The sequence below is a fragment of the Streptomyces sp. NPDC007856 genome (assembly GCF_042868225.1).
GTDB lineage: Bacteria > Actinomycetota > Actinomycetes > Streptomycetales > Streptomycetaceae > Streptomyces.
On record NZ_JBIAEC010000002.1, the window covers coordinates 703593 to 726729 of the forward strand.

General features: G+C 71.7%; 20 protein-coding genes. 3 read left to right on the forward strand and 17 right to left on the reverse strand.

Going from position 1 to position 23137, the window contains the following annotated elements:
• Window positions 1–17: 17 nt before the first annotated feature.
• The 9 genes from ACFYOH_RS07705 to hrcA all read right to left on the reverse strand — a co-directional run bounded on the left by ACFYOH_RS07705 (window position 18) and on the right by hrcA (window position 10198).
• Entirely contained in the window at window positions 18–923 is a 906-nt protein-coding gene (locus tag ACFYOH_RS07705; protein ID WP_388622206.1) for a ribonuclease Z, read from the reverse strand.
• 6 nt (window positions 924–929) lie between these two features.
• A complete protein-coding gene (locus tag ACFYOH_RS07710) occupies window positions 930–1283 on the reverse strand; it encodes a histidine triad nucleotide-binding protein (protein WP_388622208.1) in 354 nt (117 codons plus the stop codon).
• 49 nt (window positions 1284–1332) lie between these two features.
• Window positions 1333–4476: a S41 family peptidase gene (locus ACFYOH_RS07715; RefSeq protein ID WP_388622210.1), complete on the reverse strand. Its 3144-nt coding sequence runs from the start codon at window positions 4474–4476 to the stop codon at window positions 1333–1335.
• 97 nt (window positions 4477–4573) lie between these two features.
• Complete coding sequence (locus tag ACFYOH_RS07720; RefSeq protein WP_388622212.1) at window positions 4574–5086, reverse strand: hypothetical protein; 513 nt, start codon at window positions 5084–5086, stop codon at window positions 4574–4576.
• Between the two features lie 459 nt (window positions 5087–5545).
• Window positions 5546–5938, reverse strand: coding sequence for a VOC family protein (locus ACFYOH_RS07725; RefSeq protein ID WP_388622214.1), 393 nt, complete (start codon window positions 5936–5938; stop codon window positions 5546–5548).
• A 15-nt stretch (window positions 5939–5953) separates the two neighbouring features.
• A complete protein-coding gene (locus ACFYOH_RS07730; protein ID WP_388622216.1) occupies window positions 5954–6706 on the reverse strand; it encodes a 16S rRNA (uracil(1498)-N(3))-methyltransferase in 753 nt (250 codons plus the stop codon).
• Window positions 6703–7821: a nitronate monooxygenase gene (locus tag ACFYOH_RS07735; protein ID WP_388622218.1), complete on the reverse strand. Its 1119-nt coding sequence runs from the start codon at window positions 7819–7821 to the stop codon at window positions 6703–6705. Before ACFYOH_RS07735 ends, ACFYOH_RS07730 begins: the two co-directional genes overlap by 4 nt.
• Before the next feature lie 223 nt (window positions 7822–8044).
• Window positions 8045–9181, reverse strand: a complete 1137-nt coding sequence (dnaJ, locus tag ACFYOH_RS07740; protein ID WP_388622220.1) for a molecular chaperone DnaJ — start codon at window positions 9179–9181, stop codon at window positions 8045–8047.
• Window positions 9182–10198: a heat-inducible transcriptional repressor HrcA gene (hrcA, locus tag ACFYOH_RS07745; RefSeq protein ID WP_388622222.1), complete on the reverse strand. Its 1017-nt coding sequence runs from the start codon at window positions 10196–10198 to the stop codon at window positions 9182–9184. It abuts the gene before it with no gap.
• A gap of 172 nt (window positions 10199–10370) precedes the next feature.
• Here hrcA and ACFYOH_RS07750 point away from each other — a divergent pair, with 172 nt between their 5' ends.
• Both ACFYOH_RS07750 and ACFYOH_RS07755 read left to right on the forward strand, forming a co-directional pair.
• Window positions 10371–11093 (forward strand): MBL fold metallo-hydrolase, encoded by a 723-nt coding sequence (locus ACFYOH_RS07750; protein ID WP_388622224.1) that lies wholly within the window; start codon window positions 10371–10373, stop codon window positions 11091–11093.
• A gap of 34 nt (window positions 11094–11127) precedes the next feature.
• Window positions 11128–11946 (forward strand): DUF3097 domain-containing protein, encoded by an 819-nt coding sequence (locus ACFYOH_RS07755; RefSeq protein ID WP_388622226.1) that lies wholly within the window; start codon window positions 11128–11130, stop codon window positions 11944–11946.
• Here the strand turns inward: ACFYOH_RS07755 and ACFYOH_RS07760 are convergent.
• From ACFYOH_RS07760 to lepA, 5 genes are all read right to left on the reverse strand, one after another.
• Complete coding sequence (locus tag ACFYOH_RS07760) at window positions 11924–12514, reverse strand: Uma2 family endonuclease (protein ID WP_388622228.1); 591 nt, start codon at window positions 12512–12514, stop codon at window positions 11924–11926. The genes ACFYOH_RS07755 and ACFYOH_RS07760 overlap by 23 nt on opposite strands.
• A 104-nt stretch (window positions 12515–12618) precedes the next feature.
• The gene (gene hemW, locus ACFYOH_RS07765; protein WP_388622230.1) at window positions 12619–13851 is read right to left on the reverse strand and encodes a radical SAM family heme chaperone HemW; all 1233 of its coding nucleotides are present in this window, start codon (window positions 13849–13851) and stop codon (window positions 12619–12621) included.
• Between the two features lie 27 nt (window positions 13852–13878).
• Window positions 13879–15696: a SpoIIE family protein phosphatase gene (locus ACFYOH_RS07770; RefSeq protein ID WP_388622343.1), complete on the reverse strand. Its 1818-nt coding sequence runs from the start codon at window positions 15694–15696 to the stop codon at window positions 13879–13881.
• A gap of 181 nt (window positions 15697–15877) precedes the next feature.
• The gene (locus tag ACFYOH_RS07775; protein WP_388622232.1) at window positions 15878–17752 is read right to left on the reverse strand and encodes an AMP-dependent synthetase/ligase; all 1875 of its coding nucleotides are present in this window, start codon (window positions 17750–17752) and stop codon (window positions 15878–15880) included.
• A gap of 272 nt (window positions 17753–18024) precedes the next feature.
• A complete protein-coding gene (gene lepA / locus ACFYOH_RS07780) occupies window positions 18025–19899 on the reverse strand; it encodes a translation elongation factor 4 (RefSeq protein ID WP_388622234.1) in 1875 nt (624 codons plus the stop codon).
• A gap of 226 nt (window positions 19900–20125) precedes the next feature.
• Here lepA and rpsT point away from each other — a divergent pair, with 226 nt between their 5' ends.
• Window positions 20126–20392: a 30S ribosomal protein S20 gene (rpsT, locus tag ACFYOH_RS07785; protein WP_067006864.1), complete on the forward strand. Its 267-nt coding sequence runs from the start codon at window positions 20126–20128 to the stop codon at window positions 20390–20392.
• Window positions 20393–20830: 438 nt separating this feature from the next.
• On the opposite strand, the gene holA is transcribed toward rpsT, so the two are convergent.
• The 3 genes from holA to ACFYOH_RS07800 form a co-directional block, all read right to left on the reverse strand.
• Complete coding sequence (holA, locus tag ACFYOH_RS07790) at window positions 20831–21820, reverse strand: DNA polymerase III subunit delta (RefSeq protein ID WP_388622237.1); 990 nt, start codon at window positions 21818–21820, stop codon at window positions 20831–20833.
• 87 nt (window positions 21821–21907) lie between these two features.
• Entirely contained in the window at window positions 21908–22153 is a 246-nt protein-coding gene (locus ACFYOH_RS07795) for a hypothetical protein (RefSeq protein ID WP_388622239.1), read from the reverse strand.
• 120 nt (window positions 22154–22273) lie between these two features.
• Entirely contained in the window at window positions 22274–23116 is an 843-nt protein-coding gene (locus ACFYOH_RS07800) for an arylamine N-acetyltransferase (protein WP_388622241.1), read from the reverse strand.
• Window positions 23117–23137 lie beyond the last annotated feature (21 nt).

The following is a 23137-nucleotide window of genomic DNA, read 5'->3' on the forward strand; positions in this document are numbered from 1 at the left end:
AGCATCGTACGGATCTTCTACCGCCGTTTCGGAACAGCCACCCGCTGCAGGTCGTGCGCCACGGTCAGCTCGCCCTCGAAACCGGCCGCCCGCGCCTGCCGCTCGAACTCCTCCGGTTCCGTGTAGCGCTGGCTGAAGTGGGTGAGGACGAGGTGCCGTACCCCCGCCTGCCGGGCGACGGCGGCGGCCTGCCCGGCGGTCAGGTGACCGTGCTCCACGGCCAGTTCGATGTCCTCGTCCAGGAAGGTCGACTCGATGACGAGCAGGTCGCAGCCCTCCGCGAGCGCGTGCACGCCGTCGCACAGCCGGGTGTCCATGACGAACGCGAACCGCTGCCCGCGGCGCACCTCGCTGACGTCCTCCAGCGTGACCTCCCCCAGCCGGCCCTCGCGCTGCAGCCGGCCGACGTCCGGGCCCTTGATCCCGTGCGCGGCGAGCCGGTCGGGCAGCATACGGCGGCCGTCGGGCTCGATCAGCCGGTAGCCGTAGGACTCGACCGGGTGCGACAGCCTGCGGGCCTCCAGGGTGTACGACGGGGTCACCGCGAGGATGCCGTCGGCGGCGACCGGCGCCTCGGTGATGCCGACCGTCTCCCGGTAGGCCGTGGCGTACCGCAGGCGGTCGAAGAAGCGCTGCCCGGAGCGCGGATAGTGCGCGGTGACCTCGTGCGGCACCTGGTCGAGGTTGATCCGCTGGATGACACCGGCGAGGCCGAGGGAGTGGTCGCCGTGGAAGTGGGTGACGCAGATCCGGTTCAGGTCGTGGGCGGCGACCCCGGCGCGCACCATCTGGCGCTGCGTGCCCTCGCCGGGGTCGAACAGGATGCCCTCGCCGTCCCACCGCAGCAGGTAGCCGTTGTGGTTGCGGTGCCGGGTGGGGACCTGGCTGGCGGTGCCGAGGGTCGCCAATTCACGTACGGACACGGCTGGTTACCCGGGCGGCCACTGCAGGCCACGGCCGCCGAGGACGTGCGCGTGGGCGTGCCAGACGGTCTGGCCGGCGCCTGAGCCGGTGTTGAAGACGACGCGGTAGCTGTCGAGCTTCTCCTCGTCGGCCACGGCCTGGGTCTCGGCGAGGACGTCGGCGGCGAGTCGCGGTGCCTCGGCGCCGAGGACGGCGGCGTTCTTGTAGTGGGCCTTGGGGATCACCAGGATGTGGGTGGGGGCCTGGGGGTTTATGTCCCGGAAGGCGACGGTGGTGTCCGTCTCGCGGACGATCGTCGCCGGGATGGTGCCCGCGACGATCTTGCAGAACAGGCAGTCGTCCTGCGGTGCTCCGGCCATGCGTGTGCCTCCTCACGCTGGTGATCAATACCGGTGCATCGTAGTCGTATCAGGCCGGCATTCCCGGCGGAGTTTTCGCGGGCCGTTCCTCCAGCGCCGCCAGCGCGAGCCGGATCGCCTCGTCGAGCTGGGTGTCACGACCCTCCGCCCAGTCCTGCGGCCGCTGTACGACCTCCACGTCCGGGTCCACGCCATGGTTCTCCACGTCCCACCCCACCCCCTCCAGCCACATCGCGTACTTCGGCTGGGTGATCAGGGTGCCGTCGACCAGGTGGTAGCGGCTGTCGATGCCGATGACGCCGCCCCAGGTGCGGGTGCCGACGACCGGGCCGATGCCGAGGGCCTTGATCGCCGCGTTGACGATGTCGCCGTCGGAGCCGGAGAACTCGTTGGCGACGGCGACGACCGGGCCGCGCGGGGCGTCGAGGGGATAGCTGGTGGGGCGCATGCCGCGCGGGAGGTCCCAGCCGATGATGCGGCGGGCCAGTTTCTCCACGACCAGCTGGGAGGTGTGGCCGCCGCGGTTCTCGCGGACGTCGACCACGAGCCCTTCGCGGGCCACCTCCACGCGCAGATCCCGGTGGATCTGCGCCCAGCCGGGTGCCTGCATGTCGGGGACGTGGAGGTAGCCGAGGCGGCCGTCGGAGGCGGCGTGCACGTGGGCGCGGCGGTCGGCGACCCAGGCGTGGTAGCGCAGGGGTTCCTCGTCGGCGATCGGGATGACGACCGTGTGCCGGGGTTCGCCGCCGCCCGCCGGGGAGACGGTCAGCTCCACCGGGTGGCCCGCGGTGCCGACGAGGAGCGGGCCGGGGCCCGTCACCGGGTCGACCGAGTGGCCGGCGACCGCGATGATCGCGTCTCCGGGGCGGACGGCGACGCCGGGCGCGGCGAGCGGGGAGCGGGCGTCCGGGTCGGAGGTCTCCGAGGGGAGGATCCGGTCGATGCGCCAACTGCCGTCCGGGTGGCGGGAGATGTCGGCGCCGAGCAGTCCGTGCCGGGGGCCGCCGCCCCGGCCGCCGGAGGGGATGACGTAGGCGTGCGAGGTGCCGAGCTCGCCGTGCAGCTCCCACAGCAGGTCGACGAGGTCGCTGTGGGTGGCGAGGCGGGCCAGCAGGGGGCGGTAGCGGGCGAGGACGCCGGTCCAGTCGACGCCACCGAGGTCGGGCCGCCAGAAGTGGTCGCGCATCAGCCGGCCGGTCTCGTCGTACATCTGCCGCCACTCGGCGGCCGGGTCGAGGGTCTGCCGGACGCGGGCCAGGTCGACGGTGACGCTGGTGTCGCCGTCGTCGTCGGTGCCGGTACGGCGGTCGCTGGGGACCACCCGGAGCCGGTCGTCGGTCCACAGCAGCACACGTTTGCCGTCGCCGCTGACCTCGAAGTGGTCGGCGTCGGAGGCCAGGTGCTCCAGGCGCCGCTGGGCGAGGTCGTAGCGCTGCAGCTCGGTGTGCGGGTCGGGGTCCTCGGGGTGGGCGCGGGCGGTGCCGAGGACGCCCTGCACGGGGTGGCGCAGCCAGAGCACGCCGTCCTTGGCGGCGCGCAGGGTGGAGTAGCGGCCGGCCTCGACCGGGAAGGGGACGATCCGGTCGGCGAGGCCTTCGAGGTCGATGCGGGTGGCGGGGGTGCCCTCGCTGTCGGGGGTCTCGTCCTTGTCCGGGGTCTCGAAGGGGCGGCCGTGGCGCTGCGGGCCGAAGGGCGAGGGGGTGGTGGCGGCGAGGGTGATCAGGTGCGGTCGGGCGCCGACCACGAAGGCGAGGTCGAAGACGTGCTCGTCGTAGACGGGGTCGAAGGCGCGGTTGGAGAGGAAGGCGAGGTGTTTGCCGTCGAGGGTGAAGGCGGGGGCGTAGTCCTGGAAGCGGAGCGGGGTCGCCTCGGTGACCGAGAGGTCGGTGGTGTGGGCGATGCGCAGCTGGGAGAGCGGGCGGGGGCCGGGGTGGGCCCAGGCCAGCCACGCGGAGTCGGGGGAGAAGGCGAGGCCGGAGACCTCGCCGTCGTCGCTGCTGTCGACCTCGCGGACCTCTCCGGTCTCGCGCTCGACGAGCAGCAGCCGGCCGTCGTGCGCGGCTACGGCGGCCCGGCTGCCGTCGGGGGCCATGGCCAGTTCCAGGACCCGGCCGAGCTGTCCGGCGGCGAGCCGGCGCGGGGGCGCGCCGGGCACGGTGCCGGTCGCCGGGGCGAACTCCAGGGCGTCGTCGCCCTCCGCGTCCGTCACCCACACCACCCACTCCTCGCCCTCGGCGCGGAAGGCGCGCGGCATCCGGGCGCGGACCCCGGAGGTGGCGGCGAGGGCGCGGGCGGGCCCGGAGCGGTGGGTGACCCAGTGGATCCCGCCGCGCACGCACACGGCGCTGCCCCGCGCGGTGTGGTCCGGGGCCGCCTCGCCGAACCAGCGGGCGGCGTTCACCGGGCGGGGGCGCAGATCGATCCGGGGCCCGCCGAGGCGCACGTCGAGCCGGCGCGGCTCGGCGCCCTCCAGGTCGTCCAGCAGCCACAGTTCACCGGCGCTGCTGTAGACGACCCGGGTGCCGTCGCCGGAGGCGTGCCGGGCGTAGAAGCCGTCGAGAGGGGTGTGGCGGCGCAGGTCGGAGCCGTCGGCGAGGGAGGAGTAGAGCGCGCCGGTGCCCTCGTGGTCGGACAGGAAGGCGATCCTCTCCCCCACCCACACCGGGCACTCGATGTTCCCGTCGACATCCTCGTGCAGCCGGACGAACTCCCCGTCCCCCGCGCCGTCGATCCACAGCTTGCCCGCCGTACCGCCCCGGTAGCGCTTCCAGTGGGCGGCCTCGCGGCCCATCGGCGCGGAGAGCAGCACGGTGGCCGGGCCGAGGGCCACATCGCCGACCGGGCCGTACGGCAGGGTCTCGGCCGGTCCGCCGTCCAGCGGGACGGCATGCGCCCAGCTGTGCCGGAAGCTGTGCCGGCCGTGTGCGCCGAGCGCGAGCACCCGCCCGTCGGCGGTCCAGCCGAGCACCTCGGTACGGCGGTTGCCCCAGTGGGTCAGCCGGTCGGCGGGGCCGCCGTCGACGGGGGCGACATGCACCTCGGGCGCGCCGTCCCGGGTGGAGCTCCAGGCGAGGAAACGTCCGTCGGGTGATATCCGGGGCTTGGTCACCGGCATGTTGTCGGCGCTGACCCGCCAGGCCCTGCCGCCGTCGAGGGGCGCGAGCCATACGTCGTCCTCGGCGACGAAGGTCACCAAGTCGCCGTGTACATGAGGAAATCGGAGATAGGCGGCACCCTGAGTCACCCCGTCACTGTACGCAGCGACGGCTGTGCCTCGCCGGGTATTCCGATCACTTCCCCTCGACGGGCCAGCAGGTGGGGTCGCCCTTGCACCAGATGGTGCGGGTGACGGTGACGGTGACGGTCACGGTCGGCCTCCCGCCGCCCGGCCGGTAGGTGGGCGGCCGGTACGTCGGTCCGGACGTGGCGGCACAGTCGCCGAGCCCGCTGACGTGGAACACCTGTCTGCCCCCGACCTTGGCGGTCAGATCCCCCCGCACACAGGCGCCGTCGACGGCCTTGGTCACCTTCCCGGTGACCCTGATCTTCCGCCCGTCCTTGGTCTCACCCTGGCAGTCGACGGAGACGACGGTGGTCGCGGACGGCGAGGGCGTCGTCCCGTGCGCCGTCTTGCCGCCGTTGCCGTAGTCGCCGGTGCAGGTGAGCCAACTGACGTCGATGTGCTGCTGCTTGAGCCTGGCCGTCGCGGTGGTGTCGGTGGTGTAGGTGACGGACGCGACACTGAGGTCGTCCGGCTGACACGCCACCATGGCCGCGCCGGCCACCACGACGAGCCCTGCCACGGCCACCGCCCTCGTCCCGCGTCTCCCGTACCGAATCCGCCTCAATGCCCGCATGCAGGGCAGAGTGCCACCGGCACGAACGGCACGGAAGGCCACATACGGCCACTCACCCGTTCGGGGAGCGGGTCTCGTAATCTGGCCGGGTGCGCAGTGAACGCAGGCTCAGGCGGCTCGTCCTGCCGGACGGAACCGTTTGCCGGTGGACCGTGCGGCACCGGCACCGGGACGACGGCCCCTGCGCGGAGGTGCTGACGCTGTACCGGGCCGGGTCCCGCACCCGGATCGTGTTCCCGGGTACCGGTGGCGCCTACGGGCACTCCGGCCTGGTCGGCGATGGCCGCGGTCACACCGTCAATCTCCACGAGCCCGGCGTCGTACGAGCCTTCGCGGAGGAGGTACTCCGGCGGCGCCGGGCCTCCGGTGACGTGGACGGGTGGGCCTTGCTGTCCGCGGTCGCCGTCAGCCGCGCAGCAGCAGCCACTCCTGGAGTTCGACCAGGTTGCCCTCCGGGTCCTTGAGGTGGGCGACTCGCATGCGGTCGGTCATGGGGGCCGGGCCGTGGAGGAGGGTGGCGCCGCGGGAGGTGATCTCGGCGCAGTAGGCGTCCAGGTCGTCCACGCGCAGGACGACCAGGGAGCGGTGACCGGTGGCCGTGTCCCCCAGCTCCGCCAGCACCTCGGCCATCATCGCCCGGTCCTGCAACGCGATCCCGGCAGAGCCGGCGTGCGGGCTGAACTTCTCGTACGGCCCCTCGGTCGCCCCGGACTGCGGCTTCAGGCCGAGAACGTCGGCGTAGAAGCGGTAGCAGGCGGCGAAGTCGGTGACCAGGAGCCGGACTTGGGCGAGTTCCACGGTGTCCCCCAGGTGTCAGGACCAGCGGCCGGTGCGGCCCAGCAGCAGGGCCACGGCGGCGGTGCCGGCGGTTGATGTACGCAACACGGTAGGACCGAGGACGTACGCCTTCGCACCCGCCTCCTGGAAGAGCGCCAACTCGTCGCGCGCGACGCCCCCTTCGGGGCCGACGACCAGCACGATCTCGCCCTCGGTGGGCAGTTCGGCGGTCGCCAGCCGCTCACTCGTGTGCTCGAAGTCGGAGTGGAGCACGGCGGCGAAGTCGGCCTTGGCCAGAAGTGCGGCAACCTGCTTGGTGCTTGCCGCGTCCGCGACCTCCGGGAAGCGCAGCCGACGGGACTGCTTGCCTGCCTCACGCGCGGTGGCCCGCCACTTGGCCAGCGCCTTCTGACCCCGGTCGCCCTTCCACAGGGTGATGCACCGGGCGGCCTGCCAGGGCACGATCGCGTCGACCCCGGTCTCCGTCATCGTCTCCACGGCGAGTTCGCCCCGGTCGCCCTTCGGGAGGGCCTGGACCACGGTGATCCGGGGGCTCGGCTCCGGCTCCACCGGGAACTCGAAGGGCTCGACCACCATGTGGTCCTTGCCCGACACGCTGACGACGACCCCGGCCGCGCCCCGTCCCTTGCCGTCCGTCAGCACCACGTTCTCGCCGGGCTGCAGCCGCCGTACCGAGACCGCGTGCCGCCCCTCGGGGCCGTCGACATCGACGACCGAACCGGGGCCCACACCCTCCAGCGAGTCCACGACGAACACCGGCGCGGTCATCGCAGTCCTCCCTTGGTCGACAACGCTGTCCGGGCCGCGTCGAGTTCGGCGGCCAGCACCTCCACCAGCTCCCCGGCGGGCAGCTCGCGGGCCAGCCGGTGCCCCTGCCCCGCCCACAGCGCCATGCCCTGCGCGTCCCCGGCCTTGGCGGCGGCCTTGCGCAGCGGCGAGGTGAGGTGGTGGATCTCCGGGTAGGCGGCGGGGGCGTACGGGCCGTGCTCGCGCAGGAAGCGGTTGACCAGTGCGCGCGCCGGGCGGCCGGAGAAGGCCCGGGTCAACTCGGTGCGCGCGAACAGCGGGTTGGTCAGCGCCTGCTTGTGCACTGCCTGGGCGCCGGACTCGGGGGTGGCGAGGAAGGCGGTGCCCAGCTGGGCCGCGCTCGCGCCGGCCGCGAGGACGGCGGCGATCTGGCTGCCGCGCATGATGCCGCCGGCGGCGACGACCGGGATGCTCACGGCCTCGCGGATCTGCGCGACCAGCGAGAGCAGCCCGATCCCGGCGCCGTCGCTCTCGGGGAGGTCCCGGTGGGTGCCCTGGTGGCCGCCCGCCTCCACGCCCTGCGCGATCACCGCGTCCGCCCCGGCCCGCTCGACAGCGCGGGCCTCCTCGGCGGTGGTGGCGGTGACCAGGGTGAAGGTGCCGACGCGGCGCAGGCCGTCGAACACCTCCCGGCTCGGCACTCCGAAGTGGAAGGAGACCACCGGCACCGGGTTGTCGAGGAGTACGGCGAGCTTGGCGTCGTAGCCGTCGTCCCGGCCGCTGTCCGGGTCGCCCAGCTCGGTCTCGTACCAGGCGGCCTCGCCGGCCAGCTGATGGGCGTAGACCTCGACGGCGCCGGAAGGGGGCGCGGCGTTGGCCGCTCCGGTGGAGCCGGTGCTCGCACCGGGGTACTCGGACTGGGGCATGAACACGTTTACGCCGAAGGGGCGGTTCGTCAGCCCGCGCAGTTGCTTGATGTCCTGGTACATGCCATCGGCGGTCTTGTACCCGGCGGCGAGAAACCCGAGGCCACCGGCCTCGGAGACGGCGGCGGCGAGCTGCGGGACGGAGACACCGCCCGCCATGGGGGCCTGCACGATCGGCTGGGGGAAGAGATCGGTCAGCGCGGAGGACATGACCGCATGTTGTCACGTCCTCTGAACAAGTCCGAATCCGGGCGACCGATGGCATAAACCAATGGCATACGGGGTGCCGAAGCACCCCGTCACACCTCCACCGGCGACGGTTCAGCGCCCGTTGAACGCATCCTTCAGCCGCGAGAACAACCCCTGCCGTCCTGGCTGACCGTGCCTGCCCGGGAGGCAACCCCCGGACCTCCAGCCCACCCCGCAGCACACATCAGCGCCCGTTGAACGCATCCTTCAGCCGCGAGAACAACCCCTGCTGTCCTGGCTGGAACTGCCCCTGGGGCCGTTCCTCGCCGCGCAGCTTGGCCAGCTCGCGCAGCAGGCGCTCCTGGTCCGGGTCCAGCTTGGTCGGGGTCTGCACCTCGACGTGCACGATCAGGTCACCCCGGCCGCCGCCGCGCAGATGCGTGACGCCCCGGTTGTGCAGCGGGATCGACTGGCCGGACTGGGTGCCGGGCCGGATGTCGACCTCCTCCATGCCGTCCAGCGTCTCCAGCGGCACCTTGGTGCCGAGCGCCGCCGCGGTCATCGGGATGGTGACCGTGCAGTGCAGGTCGTCGCCGCGGCGCTGGAAGGTCTGGTGCGGCAGCTCGTGGATCTCGACGTACAGGTCACCGGCCGGACCGCCGCCCGGCCCGACCTCGCCCTCACCGGCGAGCTGGATCCGCGTGCCGTTGTCGACGCCGGCCGGGATCTTGACGGTGAGCGTGCGGCGGGAGCGGACGCGGCCGTCGCCTGCGCACTCCGGGCACGGGGTCGGCACGACCGTGCCGAAGCCCTGGCACTGCGGGCACGGCCGGGAGGTCATGACCTGGCCCAGGAAGGACCGGGTGACCTGCGAGACCTCACCGCGGCCCCGGCACATGTCACACGTCTGAGCGGTCGTACCGGGCGCAGCGCCCTCACCGTTGCAGGTGTTGCAGACGACCGCGGTGTCGACCTGGATGTCCTTGGTCGTCCCGAAGGCCGCCTCGTGCAGCTCGACCTCGATCCGGATCATCGCGTCCTGGCCGCGCCGGGTGCGCGAGCGCGGGCCGCGCTGCGACGCCGTGCCGAAGAACGCGTCCATGATGTCGGAGAAGTTGCCGAAGCCACCGGCGCCGAAGCCGCCCGCGCCGGCGCCGCCGGACTGCGAGAGCGGGTCGCCGCCGAGGTCGTAGACCTGCTTCTTCTGCGGGTCCGACAGCACCTCGTAAGCGGCGTTGATCTCCTTGAACCGCTCCTGCGTCTTCGGATCGGGGTTGACGTCCGGGTGCAGCTCGCGCGCGAGCCGGCGGAACGCCTTCTTGATCTCATCCTGCGACGCGTCGCGGCGCACGCCGAGAACGGCGTAATAGTCCGTGGCCACTTACGACTCCGCCAGGATCTGTCCGACGTACCGTGCCACTGCGCGTACCGCTCCCATCGTTCCCGGATAGTCCATGCGGGTCGGTCCGACCACGCCGAGCTTGGCAACCGCCTCGCCGCCCGAACCGTAGCCGACCGACACCACGGAGGTGGAGTTGAGTCCCTCGTGGGCGTTCTCGTGCCCGATACGCACCGTCACGCCCGGATCCTTCGCCTCGCCGAGGAGCTTGAGGAGCACGACCTGCTCCTCCAGGGCCTCCAGGACGGGCCGGATCGTGAGGGGGAAGTCATGTCCGAAGCGGGTGAGATTGGCGGTACCGCCGATCATCAGCCGCTCCTCGTTCTCCTCGACGAGTGTCTCCAGAAGAGTGGAGAGCACCGTCGAGACCGTACCGCGGTCCTCGAGGTCGAAGGCCTCCGGCAGGTCCTCGACCAGCGTCGGCACGTCCGTGAACCGGCGGCCCGCGACCCGGCTGTTCAGCCGCGCGCGCAGATCGGCGAGGGAGGTCTCGCCGAAGGGCGCCGGGCAGTCGACCATCCGCTGCTCGACCCGTCCGGTGTCCGTGATCAGCACGAGCATCACCCGCGCGGGGGCGAGCGAGAGCAGCTCCACGTGCCGCACGGTGGACCGGGTCAGGGACGGGTACTGCACGACGGCGACCTGCCGGGTGAGCTGCGCGAGCAGCCGTACCGTCCGCGCCACGACGTCGTCGAGGTCGACGGCGCCCTCCAGGAAGTTCTGGATCGCCCGCCGCTCGGGCGCGGTCATCGGCTTGACGCCCGCCAGCTTGTCCACGAACAGCCGGTAGCCCTTGTCGGTGGGGATGCGGCCCGCGCTGGTGTGCGGCTGCGCGATGTACCCCTCGTCCTCCAGGGCCGCCATGTCGTTACGGACCGTCGCCGGGGACACGCCGAGGCTGTGCCGCTCGGTCAGGGCCTTCGACCCGACCGGCTCCTCGGTGCCGACGTAGTCCTGGACGATGGCGCGCAGTACCTGCAGCCTGCGTTCACTCAGCATCCGCGCGCACCTCCAGCACGTCGTCCCCTCGGTTCCACTCGGTCCTGCGGTTCGTCCGCCTGGCACTCTTCGCATGCGAGTGCCAGCGTTCCCCGGCCCAGTGTACGGCTGTCGGGTACACCCGGGGCAAGGTCGGTGCGGCGCCGGCGGCTCATGCGGCTAGCGTCACGGTATGACGGTGACTTGGGAAGAGCTGGGGTGGGAACGGCTGGCCGCGGGGGTCGGCCGGTGCCGGCTGCCCGGCTGGGACTGCACGGCCGGGCTGGTCCTCGGGGAGGGTACGGCGCTGATGGTGGACGCCGGCTCCGGCCTGGCCGAGGGCGCGCGGCTGCGGACACAGGCCGAGGAGCTGGCCGGCGGCCGTGTGACCCATCTCGCGCTGACCCATCCCCACTTCGACCACGTCCTCGGGGCGGCGGCCTTCGCGGGGGCGGAGGTGTACGGGGCGGTGGGCGTCGACGCGGTGTTCGCCCACGAGCGCGAGGAGCTGCGCCTGGACGCCGTGCGCAACGGACTGCCGGTCGCCGACGCCGACGCGGCGGTGGACGCGCTGGTGTCGCCCCGGCATCCGGTCTCCGGCGAGTGGACGCTGGACCTCGGGGGCGGCCGGCAGGTCCTGCTGGCGAACGTGGGGCCGGGTCACACGGCGCACGATCTGGCCGTACTGATCCCCGGTTCACCGGAGGTCGTCTTCTGCGGCGACCTGGTCGAGGAGTCCGGCGAGCCCCAGGCGGGCCCGGACGCGATCCCGTCCCGCTGGCCGGACGCCCTGGACCGGCTCCTGTCCCTGGGCGGCGAGGACGCACTGTACGTGCCCGGTCACGGAGCGGTGGTGGACGCGGCGTTCGTACGCCGGCAACGCGAGGAGCTGGCGGCGCGTTTCGGCGTGTCGTGAGCGCGGGTCCGCGGCTTCTCCTATCGTCACTCGAATGCGCCAGTACTCCGCCGACCTGACCCCGCCGTGGAAGAAGCAGCAGCCGGTGCCGGAGGTACCGGCGGAGCCGGGCCTGGTGGTGGAGGAGCCCGGCACCGGGTTCTGCGGGGCGGTGATCCGTTGCGAGGCGGGCACGGTGACGCTGGAGGACCGCTTCGGCAAGCACCGGGTGTTCCCGCTGGAGCCGCGGGGCTTTCTGCTGGAGGGGCGTGTGGTGACGCTCGTACGGCCGTCCTCGGCCCCGGCTCCGGTACGGCCCACCCGTACGGCCTCCGGTTCGGTCGCCGTCCCCGGCGCCCGCGCCCGCGTGGCCCGCGCCGGCCGTATCTACGTCGAGGGCCGGCACGACGCCGAGCTGGTCGAGAAGGTGTGGGGCGACGACCTGCGCATCGAGGGCGTGGTCGTGGAGTACCTGGAGGGCGTGGACGACCTGCCGTCGATCGTGTCGTCCTTCGCCCCGGGCCCGGACGCCCGCCTGGGTGTCCTGGTGGACCACTTGGTGCCGGGCACGAAGGAGTGGCGGATCGCGGAGTCGGTGACGAGTGAACACGCGCTGGTGGTCGGCCACCCGTACATCGACATCTGGGAGGCCGTGAAGCCGTCGTCGCTGGGGATCGAGGCGTGGCCGACGGTGCCGAAGGGGCAGGACTGGAAGACGGGGGTGTGCCGGGCGCTGGGCTGGCCCTCGGAGAACACCGGGGCGGTGTGGCAGGCGATCCTGAAGCGGGTGGGGTCCTACAAGGACCTGGAGCCGGAGCTGCTGGGGCGGGTGGAGGAGCTGATCGACTTCGTCACGGGTAGCGGTGGGGCCTGACGTCGGGGAACGTTCCGAATTCGCTGGTGTCCACTTCGAGTCCCAGAATCTCCAACGGGACCGGATCGCCGAACTTGATGATCTCCTGGCTGAGGTAGTCCGCGTCCTCACCCTGGCCTGTGGGCTTCGTCAGTAGGACGCAGTGCGCCATGATCGGGTCGAGGATGAGGTAGGCGGGGATCTTTCCGGCCGCGTAGATCGAGCGCTTGACCACGTAGTCCTGATGAATGCTGGACTTGGAGACGACCTCCATGACCATCGTGACCAGCTTGGAGGGCAGCAGACGGCCCGAGTCGGGTAGCGCGTCTCGCGCCACGACCACCAGGTCCGGTACTGGCTCGCTGGCCTCGTCCAGGATGTCCACGTCCTGAGTCTGAAGGCGAGACCAGCGCTGTCGCGGGATCTGGTCCTGTACATCGGCAACGATCATGTTGTGCACGATGTCAGGACTGGCCATCATCACGATTACCCCCCGGAGAAGCTCCATCTTGACGCCCTCAGGAGGCTCAAGTTCCTCGAAGATCTTCACCATGCCGGTGGTCATCGGTCGGTCGTCCACAGCGGTCATCTCCGCAGCCCTCCGGTTTCCGCCACCGCGCAATTACGGGGGCAGCCTACGAACCAGGTTAGGGACCGAACCGGCGTTCCGGAGGGATTCACTCGCGGGAGTGATCAGTCCACCAGATCCCGCACCACCGCGTCCGCCAGCAACCGCCCCCGCAGCGTCAGCACGGCCCGCCCCTCCTCGTACGGCCCTTCCTGGAGGAGCCCCTCCGCCAGCGCGCGCCGGGACGCCGCGAGCCCCTCCGCCTTCAGCAAGGACAGCGGCACCCCTTCCCGCAGCCGCAGCTCCAGCAGGATCCGCTCCACGCGCCGGTCCTCGTCGGACAGCAGCTCCCGACCCGCCCCCGGGGAGCGGCCGGAGGCGAGCGCCGCCGCGTACGCCCCCGGATGCTTGACGTTCCACCAGCGCACCCCGCCCACGTGCGAGTGCGCCCCGGGACCCGCGCCCCACCAGTCGGCGCCGCGCCAGTACAACTCGTTGTGCAGGCAGCGGCCCGCCTCCGAGGTGGCCCAGTTGGAGACCTCGTACCAGTCGAAGCCCGCCTTGCTCAGGGTCTCCTCCGCGATCAGGTACCGGTCCGCGTGCACGTCGTCGTCCGTCATCGGGACCTCGCCCCGGCGGATCCGGCGGGCCAGCTGCGTGCCCTCCTCCACGATGAGCGCGTACGCGCTGATGTGGTCCGGTCCGGCCCCGATCGCCGCGTCCAGCGAGGCCCGCCAGTCGTCGTCGCTCTCGCCGGGGGTGCCGTAGATCAGGTCGAGGTTGACGTGCTCGAAGCCCGCCGCCCGGGCCTCCGCGACGCAGGCCTCGGGGCGGCCCGGCGTGTGCGTCCGGTCGAGCACGCGCAGTACGTGCTGCCTCGCGCTCTGCATGCCGAAGGAGATCCGGTTGAAGCCGCCCTCCCGGAGCGTGGTCAGGTACGCCGGATCGACCGACTCCGGGTTCGCCTCCGTCGTGATCTCCGCGTCCGGCGCCAGGCCGAACTCGTCGCGGATGGCCCCCAGCATCCGTACGAGGTCGTCCGCGGCCAGCAGCGTGGGCGTGCCGCCCCCGACGAACACCGTGCGGACCTGGCGCGGGTCGTCACCGAGCACCTTCCGGGCGAGCCGGATCTCTTCCGTCAGCGTGTCCGCGTAGTTGTCGCGGGACGCCAGCACGCCTCCCGTGCCGCGCAGCTCGGTGGCGGTGTACGTGTTGAAGTCGCAGTAGCCGCAGCGGGTCGCGCAGTACGGGACGTGCAAGTAGAAACCGAGCGGGCGGTCGGCCGCCCCGGCGAGCGCGTGCGCGGGCAGCGCGCCGTCGGCGGGGACGGGCTCGCCGTCGGGGAGTGCGGAAGGCATGTACTCCATTGTCCCGTACGGCGGCGGTCACTCCGCCTGGAGCACCAGCAGGGCGAGGTCGTCCTCGAGCGGGCCCCCGCCGAAGTCGTCCACCAGGCGGCGGATCCTTTCCGCGATCAGCTCGGCGCTGAGCCCGGCGCAGCCGGACAGGGCGCGGGCGAGGCCGTCGCCGTCGTCGAACTGGCGCGAGCCCGAGCGCCGCTCGGTCACCCCGTCGGTGACGCACAGCAGGCTGTCGCCGGGCCGCAGATCGAGGGTCTCGCTGGTGTACATCTCGTCCTCGACCACGCCGAGCAGCGTCTGCGGGCCGGCGGCGGTGCGCACGGTGCCGTCGGGACTCAGGACGAGCGGGAGCGGGTGGCCGGCGGAGGCGAGGGTGCAGCGGACCCCGCCGTCGTAGGGGGTCAGCTCGCCGTAGAGCAGGGACAGGAAGCGGGTCTGCGGGCCGTCCCCGGTGGCCAGCCGGCCGCCAGCGGCGACGAGGGCACGGGCGGCGGCGTCGGCGGCCTCGGTGGCGTCGTCCAGGAGGAGCTGGTTGAGGCGGTCGAGGACGTCGGCGACCCGGTAGCCCTCGCGGGCGAGGAGGCGCAGCCAGGGGCGGGCGAGGCCGATCACGACCGCCGCCTCGGGCCCCTTGCCCTGGACGTCGCCGACGGCGAAGCACCACCGGCCGTCGCCGGCCGGGAACAGGTCGTAGAAGTCGCCGCTGGGGCCGCCCTTGTCGCACGGCTCGTGGACGAGCGCGCTGCTCACGCCGGGGATCTGGGCGACCGCGCCGGGCAGCAGGCCGCGCTGCAGGACGGCGCTGATGGTGGCTTGGCGGGCGTACTGGCGGGCGGCGCCGATCGCGAGGGCGACGCGGCGGCCGAGGTCCTCCACGAGCCCGGTGACCTCGTCGGGGAAGCGCGCGAGCCCTGTGCGGCCGATGACCAGCGTGCCGAGCGGCCGGCCGCCCGCGATCAGCCGGTACGCCAGCGCCGTGCCGTCGGCGCCCTGCGGTCCGAGCGCATGGCCGGGCCACGGGTACGGCTCGGGACCGGAGCGCAGCCCCTCGCGCGGGCAGGGCGGCTCCTTCTCCAGGGCGCACCGCAGGTCCTCGATGCGGTTCTCGCTGGCGTGCCAGACCCGGTCGGGGCCGTCGGCGGCGCCGCCGCGCAGGGTCGCCTCGTCCTCCAGCCACACCGCGCACCAGTCGGCGAGCCGGGGCACGATGAGCTGGCCGGCGAGGGCGGTGACCAGGTTCTCGTCGAGCTGTCCGGCGAGCAGGTCGGAGGCCTCGGCGAGGAACGACAGCGCGCCCCGGCCCAGCCAGTCCCGGTCGCCGTGGACGCGGTGCGGTTGCGGAGCCAGGTCCTCCGCGACCTCCAGGGGGGCGTCCGGGGCGGGGGCGTCCGGGTCCTCGACGCCGCCCGGGGGCAGCCGCGCCCAGACGGTCTTGGCGCCGGCGCGGTAGGTGACGCCCCAGGACTCGGCGAGCGTGGTGACCAGGCGCAGGCCGCGCCCGCACTCGGGGGTGTCGTAGGGCGCCTCGCCGCCGAGCGGGTCGCGCGGGGCGCGGGAGGGATGCCGGTCGCCCACCTCCACCACGAACGCGCCGGTCTCCTCCAGCAGCCAGTCGACCTCCACGTCCGTGCCGGCGTGCACGACGGCGTTGGTGACCAGCTCGCTGACGACGGCCAGGGCGTCGTCGACGAGCCGCGCCGGTATCCGGGACACCTCGGCCAGCGCGGCCCGCACCAGCGCACGGGCCGCCCCGGGCGCGAGAGGGCTTCCGGGCAGCGTGGCCCGCCCCCGCACCTCCCAGGCCCGGGGCTCGCCCTCCCGCTGCGTCGGTATGGCCGCCATGTCCATGCGGCCAGGGTGACAGACCGGGGGCGGCTATAAGCGCTGAGTCACCGAAGTGGGCAGAAGACGGCCACTTTCGAACGCCCGCGGGCGCAACTTACCCAGGGGCGCGGGAACCGCGCGCGCGACCACGGACAACCCGCAGCCGCCGGCAGTCCCCGGCCACCCCTGTGGGACCGACCTACTTCTCCCTGGTCCCGGCGTACATCTCATCGATGAGGTGCTTGTACTCCCGCTCGACAACGGGCCGCTTCAGCTTCAGGCTCGGCGTGATCTCCCCGTGCTCCACGTCGAGATCCCGCGGCAGCAGCCGGAACTTCTTGATCGTCTGCCACTTCTGCAGCCCGGCGTTGAGCTGCTGCACATAGCCGTCGACCATCTCCACGGTCTGCGGCGCGGCCACCACGTCGGCGTACGGCCTGCCGTCCAGCCCGTTCCCCTTCGCCCAGTCCAGGATGGCGATCTCGTCCAGGGCGATCAGGGCGGTGCAGTAGTTCCGGTCGGCGCCGTGCACCAGGATGTTGGAGACGTACGGGCACACCGCCTTGAACTGGCCCTCGACCTCGGCCGGGGCGACGTACTTGCCGCCGGAGGTCTTGATGAGGTCCTTCTTGCGGTCGGTGATGCGCAGATAGCCGTCGGGTGAGAGCTCGCCGATGTCACCGGTGTGGAACCAGCCGTCGGACTCCAGCACCTCTGCGGTCTTCTCGGGCAGCCCGTGGTAGCCCTCCATGATGCCGGGGCCGCGCAGCAGGATCTCGCCGTCGTCGGCGATGCGCACCTCCGTGCCGGGCAGCGGCTTGCCGACCGTGCCGGTGCGGTAGGCCTCGCCGGGGTTGACGAAGGAGGCCGCGGAGGACTCGGTGAGGCCGTAGCCCTCCAGGATGTGGATGCCGGCGCCGGCGAAGAAGTAGCCGATCTCGGGCGCGAGCGCGGAGGCGCCGGAGACACAGGCGCGCAGCCGGCCGCCGAAGGCCTCGCGGAGCTTGCCGTAGACGAGGGTGTCGGCGACCTTGTGCTTGGCGGCGAGACCGAAGGGCACGGCGTGGGTGCCGGTGCGCCGGAAGTTGTCCTGGCTGACCTTGGCGTATTCGCGGGCGACCTCTGCGGCCCACTGGAAGATCTTGTACTTGGCCGGGCCGCCCTCGCGGGCCTTGGCGGCGACGCCGTTGTAGACCTTCTCGAAGATGCGCGGCACGGCCGCCATGTACGTCGGCTGCACCACCGGAAGATTCTCGATGATCTTGTCGACGCGGCCGTCGACCGCGGTGACGTGCCCGACCTCGATCTGCCCGGAGGTGAGCACCTTGCCGAAGACGTGCGCGAGCGGCAGCCACAGGTACTGCACGTCCTCGCCGCTGATCAGGCCGGTCGCGGCGATCGCCTTCGCCATGTACGCCCAGTTGTCGTGCGGGAGCCTGACTCCCTTGGGGCGGCCGGTGGTGCCGGAGGTGTAGATGAGGGTGGCGAGCTGGTCCCGGGTGATCGCGCCGACCCGCTCCTTGATCAGCTCCGGGTGCTGGTCCAGGTAGGCGGCGCCGCGTCGCTCCAACTCGGCGAGGGTGATGACCCAGTCGTCCGTCTCGACGCCGGCCGCGTCGATGACGACGACCTTGGTCAGGTCGGGCAGTTCGGCGCGCTTCTCGACCGCCTTGGCGACCTGGGCCGCGTCCTCGGCGATCAGCACCCGGCTCTCGGAGTCGGAGAGGATGAAGGACGACTCGTCGGCGTTGGTCTGCGGGTAGACCGTGGTCGTGGCGCCGCCGGCACACAGGATGCCGAGGTCGGCGAGGATCCACTCGACCCGGGTGGAGGAGGCGAGCGCCACCCGCTGCTCGGGCTGCACGCCCAGCTCGATGAGGCCGGCCGCGATCGCGAACACCCGCTCGGCCGCCTGCGCCCAGCTGAGCGACTTCCAGTCGTCGGGGCCCTGGCCGGACGCAGCGGCCACCGGGTAGCGGTAGGCCTCGGCGTCCGGTGTGGCCGCCACGCGCTCCAGGAAGAGGGCCGCCACGGACGGCGGACGGTTCTCGATCAGGGTCTGTGTGTCGCTCACGACATCCTCCGGGCCCGCGACGGTGCGGCTGTACTCGGTGCGGCTGGGTTAACTCACGGTGGGGGTTCGAGCTGTTGTATCGCTGTTGTTTAACTCGCGAGTAACTATTCGAGCAGGGATCAGAGTAAGGCGCGACCGCCCGCTGCGTAAGGGGCATCGGCCTGTCACTTTCCACGGAGAGCGACGCTACGCACGCATAGGGGCCCGCCACGCTTTCGCATGACAGGCCCCTGTGTGTCCGGTTTACGGATGCAGCCCGATGTTACCGATGGTTACTTCTTGCTCTTGGCCGAACTCGCGCTGTCATCGCTCGACAGGACAGCGATGAAGGCTTCCTGCGGAACCTCCACGGAACCCACCATCTTCATCCGCTTCTTGCCTTCCTTCTGCTTCTCCAGCAGCTTCCGCTTACGGGAGATGTCACCGCCGTAGCACTTGGCGAGGACGTCCTTGCGGATGGCGCGGATGGTCTCGCGGGCGATGACCCGGGAGCCGATGGCGGCCTGCACCGGCACCTCGAAGTTCTGCCGCGGGATCAGCTCCCTGAGCTTGGCGACGAGCCGCACGCCGTACGCGTACGCCTGATCCTTGTGGGTGATCGCCGAGAAGGCGTCGACCTTGTCGCCGTGCAGCAGGATGTCGACCTTGACCAGGGAGCTGCTCTGCTCGCCCGTCGGCTCGTAGTCGAGGGAGGCGTAACCGCGCGTCTTGGACTTCAGCTGGTCGAAGAAGTCGAAGACGATCTCCGCGAGCGGAAGGGTGTAGCGGATCTCGACGCGGTCCTCGGAGAGGTAGTCCATGCCGAGCAGGGTGCCGCGCCGGGTCTGGCACAGCTCCATGATCGCGCCGATGAACTCGGTCGGCGCGAGGATCGTCGCCCGTACGACCGGTTCGAAGACCTCGTCGATCTTGCCCTCGGGGAACTCGCTCGGGTTGGTGACCGTGACCTCGCTGCCGTCCTCCATGATCACGCGGTAGACCACGTTGGGGGCGGTGGCGATCAGGTCGAGACCGAACTCGCGCTCCAGCCGCTCCCGGATCACATCCAGGTGCAGCAGGCCGAGGAAGCCGACGCGGAAGCCGAAGCCGAGGGCGGCGGAGGTCTCCGGCTCGTAGACCAGGGCGGCGTCGTTGAGCTGAAGCTTGTCCAGGGCCTCGCGCAGCTCGGGGTAGTCGGAGCCGTCCAGCGGATACAGCCCCGAGAAGACCATCGGCTTCGGGTCCTTGTAGCCGCCGAGCGCCTCCGTCGCCCCCTTGCTCTGGCTGGTGACGGTGTCACCGACCTTGGACTGCCGGACGTCCTTCACACCGGTGATGAGATAGCCCACCTCACCGACACCGAGGCCGTCGGCCGGCAGCATCTCGGGCGAGTTGACGCCGATCTCCAGCAGCTCGTGCGTGGCACCGGTCGACATCATCCTGATGCGCTCACGCTTGTTGAGCTGGCCGTCGATGACACGGACATACGTCACGACACCGCGGTAGGAGTCGTAGACCGAGTCGAAGATCATCGCGCGGGCGGGCGCGTCCGCGACCCCGACCGGCGCCGGGATCTCCTTGACGACCTTGTTCAGCAGCGCGTCGACGCCGAGACCGGTCTTGGCGGAGACCTTGAGGACGTCCTCCGGGTCGCAGCCGACCAGGTTCGCGAGCTCCTCGGCGAACTTCTCCGGCTGGGCGGCCGGCAGGTCGATCTTGTTCAGTACGGGGATGATCGTGAGGTCGTTCTCCATCGCCAGGTAGAGGTTGGCGAGGGTCTGCGCCTCGATGCCCTGGGCGGCGTCGACGAGGAGGACGGTCCCCTCACAGGCGGCGAGCGACCGCGAGACCTCGTAGGTGAAGTCGACGTGCCCCGGGGTGTCGATCATGTTGAGGATGTGGGTCGTGCCCTGATCGGGGCCCTCGGTGGGGGCCCAGGGCAGACGCACCGCCTGGGACTTGATCGTGATTCCGCGCTCACGCTCGATGTCCATCCGGTCGAGGTACTGAGCACGCATCTGCCGCTGCTCGACCACACCGGTCAGCTGGAGCATCCGGTCGGCGAGCGTGGACTTGCCGTGGTCGATGTGCGCGATGATGCAGAAATTGCGGATCAGAGCCGGGTCGGTACGGCTCGGCTCGGGCACATGGTTAGGGGTCGCGGGCACGCAGGGTCCTGTCTCTTGAGGCGCCTTATGCCTCGGGTCGGATCGATACGTAGTCTCCATGGTCCCACGCGGAGGGACCGGGCACCGTTTTGGGCCGCTCGCAGGGCCACTGGTACTGTAGATGGCTGTGCCTCGTGCCCTCTCAGCGCGAGGCGCGTCAGAGAAATTTTGGATCACCGGTACGGGACCCGCGCGGCCCCGCACCAGAACCTGAAAAGGCTCCTTCGTGGCGAACATCAAGTCCCAGATCAAGCGGATCAAGACCAACGAGAAGGCTCGGCTGCGCAACAAGGCCGTCAAGTCCTCCCTGAAGACCGCGATCCGCAAGGCCCGCGAGGCCGCTGCCGCGGGTGACGTCGAGAAGGCCACCGAGCTGCAGCGCGCTGCCGCGCGTGCGCTCGACAAGGCCGTCTCGAAGGGCGTCATCCACAAGAACCAGGCCGCCAACAAGAAGTCGGCGCTTGCTTCCAAGGTCACGTCCCTCAAGGGCTGAACCTCCTTTTTGATCTGACCGCCGGAAGGACCCAGAGCGGGCCCTCTCTCATCCGCTCCCGCCCGGCACTCCCGGATTCGCACGCGGCCTGCGTTCGCCACGCGGGTGCGAGTCCACCAGCTTGATCCGAAGGCCCCGGCGCTCTCCCTTCCCCAGGGCGGACACCGGGGCCTTCGTCATGAACGCCCACGATTCGCCATGGCTGTCGCTCGGGGACGACTGGATTTGCCCCGGTCGGTGCGGGGACGGCCCGAGTTGGTGCCGCGGCCGTTGAGCCGCCGCCCGATCCGGGTCGGGTCGGCGCCCGATCAGCCCCAGGTCGCGGCTCGATCCGGCCCGGGTCGGCGCCGGGGTCGCCCGGATTGTCGGCGGGTCCGCCCGGGTCGGCAGTAGGTCAGCCCCAGGTCCGCGCCGGGGCGCGCCCTGGCGGGCGGCGGATCAGGCCCGGCCTCTCGATCGTGCCGCTCGGGCGATGGTCACGACCGCCTTCTCCAGGGCGTACTCGGGGTCGTCGCCCCCGCCCTTCACCCCGGCGTCGGCCTCGGCAACGGCGCGCATCGCCACCGCGACCCCGTCCGGTGTCCACCCCCGCATCTGCTGCCGCACCCGATCGATCTTCCACGGCGGCATCCCCAGCTCCCGCGCCAGATCGGCCGGCCGCCCCCCGCGCGCCGAGGACAGCTTCCCGATCGCCCGCACGCCCTGGGCCAGCGCACTGGTGATCAGCACCGGCGCCACGCCCGTCGCCAGCGACCATCTGAGCGCCTCCAGCGCCTCCGCCGTACGCCCCTCCACGGCCCGGTCGGCGACCGTGAAGCTGGAGGCCTCGGCCCGGCCGGTGTAGTACCGCCCGACGAGCGCCTCGTCGATCGTCCCCTCGACGTCGGCGACCAGCTGGGAGACCGCCGAGGCCAGCTCCCGCAGATCGCTGCCGATGGCGTCGCAGAGTGCCTGGCACGCCTCGGGCGTGGCCGACCGCCCGAAGGAGCGGAACTCCCCCCGCACGAAGGCCAGCCGGTCCGCGGGCTTGGTCATCTTCGGGCAGGCCACCTCCCGCGCTCCCGCCTTGCGCGCGGCATCGAGCAGCCCCTTGCCCTTGACCCCGCCCGCGTGCAGCAGCACCAGCGTGATCTCCTCGGCGGGCGCCCCGAGATATGCCTTCACGTCCTTGACCGTGTCGGCGGACAGGTCCTGCGCATTGCGTACGACCACGACTTTCCGCTCGGCGAAGAGCGAAGGACTGGTGAGCTCGACGAGCGTGCCGGGCTGCAACTGGTCCGGGGTGAGGTCGCGTACGTCCGTGTCGGCGTCGGCGGCCTTGGCGGCGGCCACCACCTCCCGCACGGCACGGTCGAGCAGGAGGTCCTCCTGGCCCACGGCGAGCGTCACCGGGGCGAGAGGGTCGTCATTTGCAGTCTTCCTGGCCATCACTGACAGCATCCCACGCGGCACTGACAACGAACCGGCCCCGGCACCCTGACCGGTCCCGGAGCGGACCCGGAGTCCGCCTCGGGGTCACGGCTCCTCGCGCCAGCCGTCCCACTCCGCGGCGAACTCGTCCAGCTCCGCCGGGTCCAGCCGCTCGTTCTCGTCCCGCAGGACCACCAGCCACTGTGCGTCCTCGGCGTCGTCCTCGCCGGCCAGCGCCTCCCGGACGAGCCGAGGCTCCTCGTCCAGCCCGAACCGCTGCCCGAGCGCCTCGGCCACCTCCTCGGCGGCATCCCGGTCGGGCAGCACCAGCACGTGTCTCACATCGCTCACGGGCCCATTCTCCGGCACCGTGCGGAGGCCCCGGGGCGGCACCCGTACGCCCAGGCCAGGCCTACGGCGCGGCAGGCACGCATCGCGGGAATCCGACACAAGCGCCGGAACCGGCCCGGATCACGGTTTCTGGTTCCCGTTCCGGTTTCGCACCGTCGGCACACAGCCCAGCTCGATCCCGAACCGCTCCCGGTACGCGGTCAGCACCTCCTCGTCCGTCTCCAACTCCCGTGTCCCACGCGTCCCGTCGACCGCGGTCGTCTTCAGTTCCCGCCCGCTGAGCGTGACCCTCCCCCCGTCCTCGGTGACCCGTGAGCAGACGAGTGACCGGGTGAAGTGCGACAGCGGCGAGGTGCTGTGCCACCAGGCCCCGGCCGCGAAGTCCCGGAGCACGCGGGGCCGCGTCTCGAGCCGGTACTGCGGCCTGCCGTCCCGTATGACGTCCAGGTCCCCGGGACCGGCCGAGCCGCCGCCGCTCACCCCGGCCGCTTCCGGCCCGGCCGCCACCACCCGGAACACGCCGCCCGGGTCCACCTGCTCCTCGCGTTCCGCGTAACTCAGCGGGTAGTGACTGTGCGCGCCGAACCCGACGTCCGCGAGCCAGGTGTCCCCCTCCACCGTCCGCACCCGCAGGGCGAGATGGTCGTACGGGATGCCGAGCCGTCCCTCGTCGCCGTACACACGTGCCGCGAGCAGTTCGACCTCGTAGCCGAGCGCGGCGAGCAATGCACCGAACGCGCCGTTCAATTCGTAGCAGAAGCCACCCCGCCCGCGTCCGATCACTTTGTCCAGCAGCCGCCCCTCCTCCAGCACGATCTCCTCGCCGAGGTGGATCGACAGGTTCTCGAAGGGGACGGTCAGCAGATGGCGCAGTTGCAGCTCGCGCAGCGCCCGGCCGGTGGGCTCCTGCGGGTGCTCGGCCCGGATCCGGCGGAGATAGGCCTCGACCTGGCTTGAGTTCATGGCCCCAGTCTGGGCGAACAC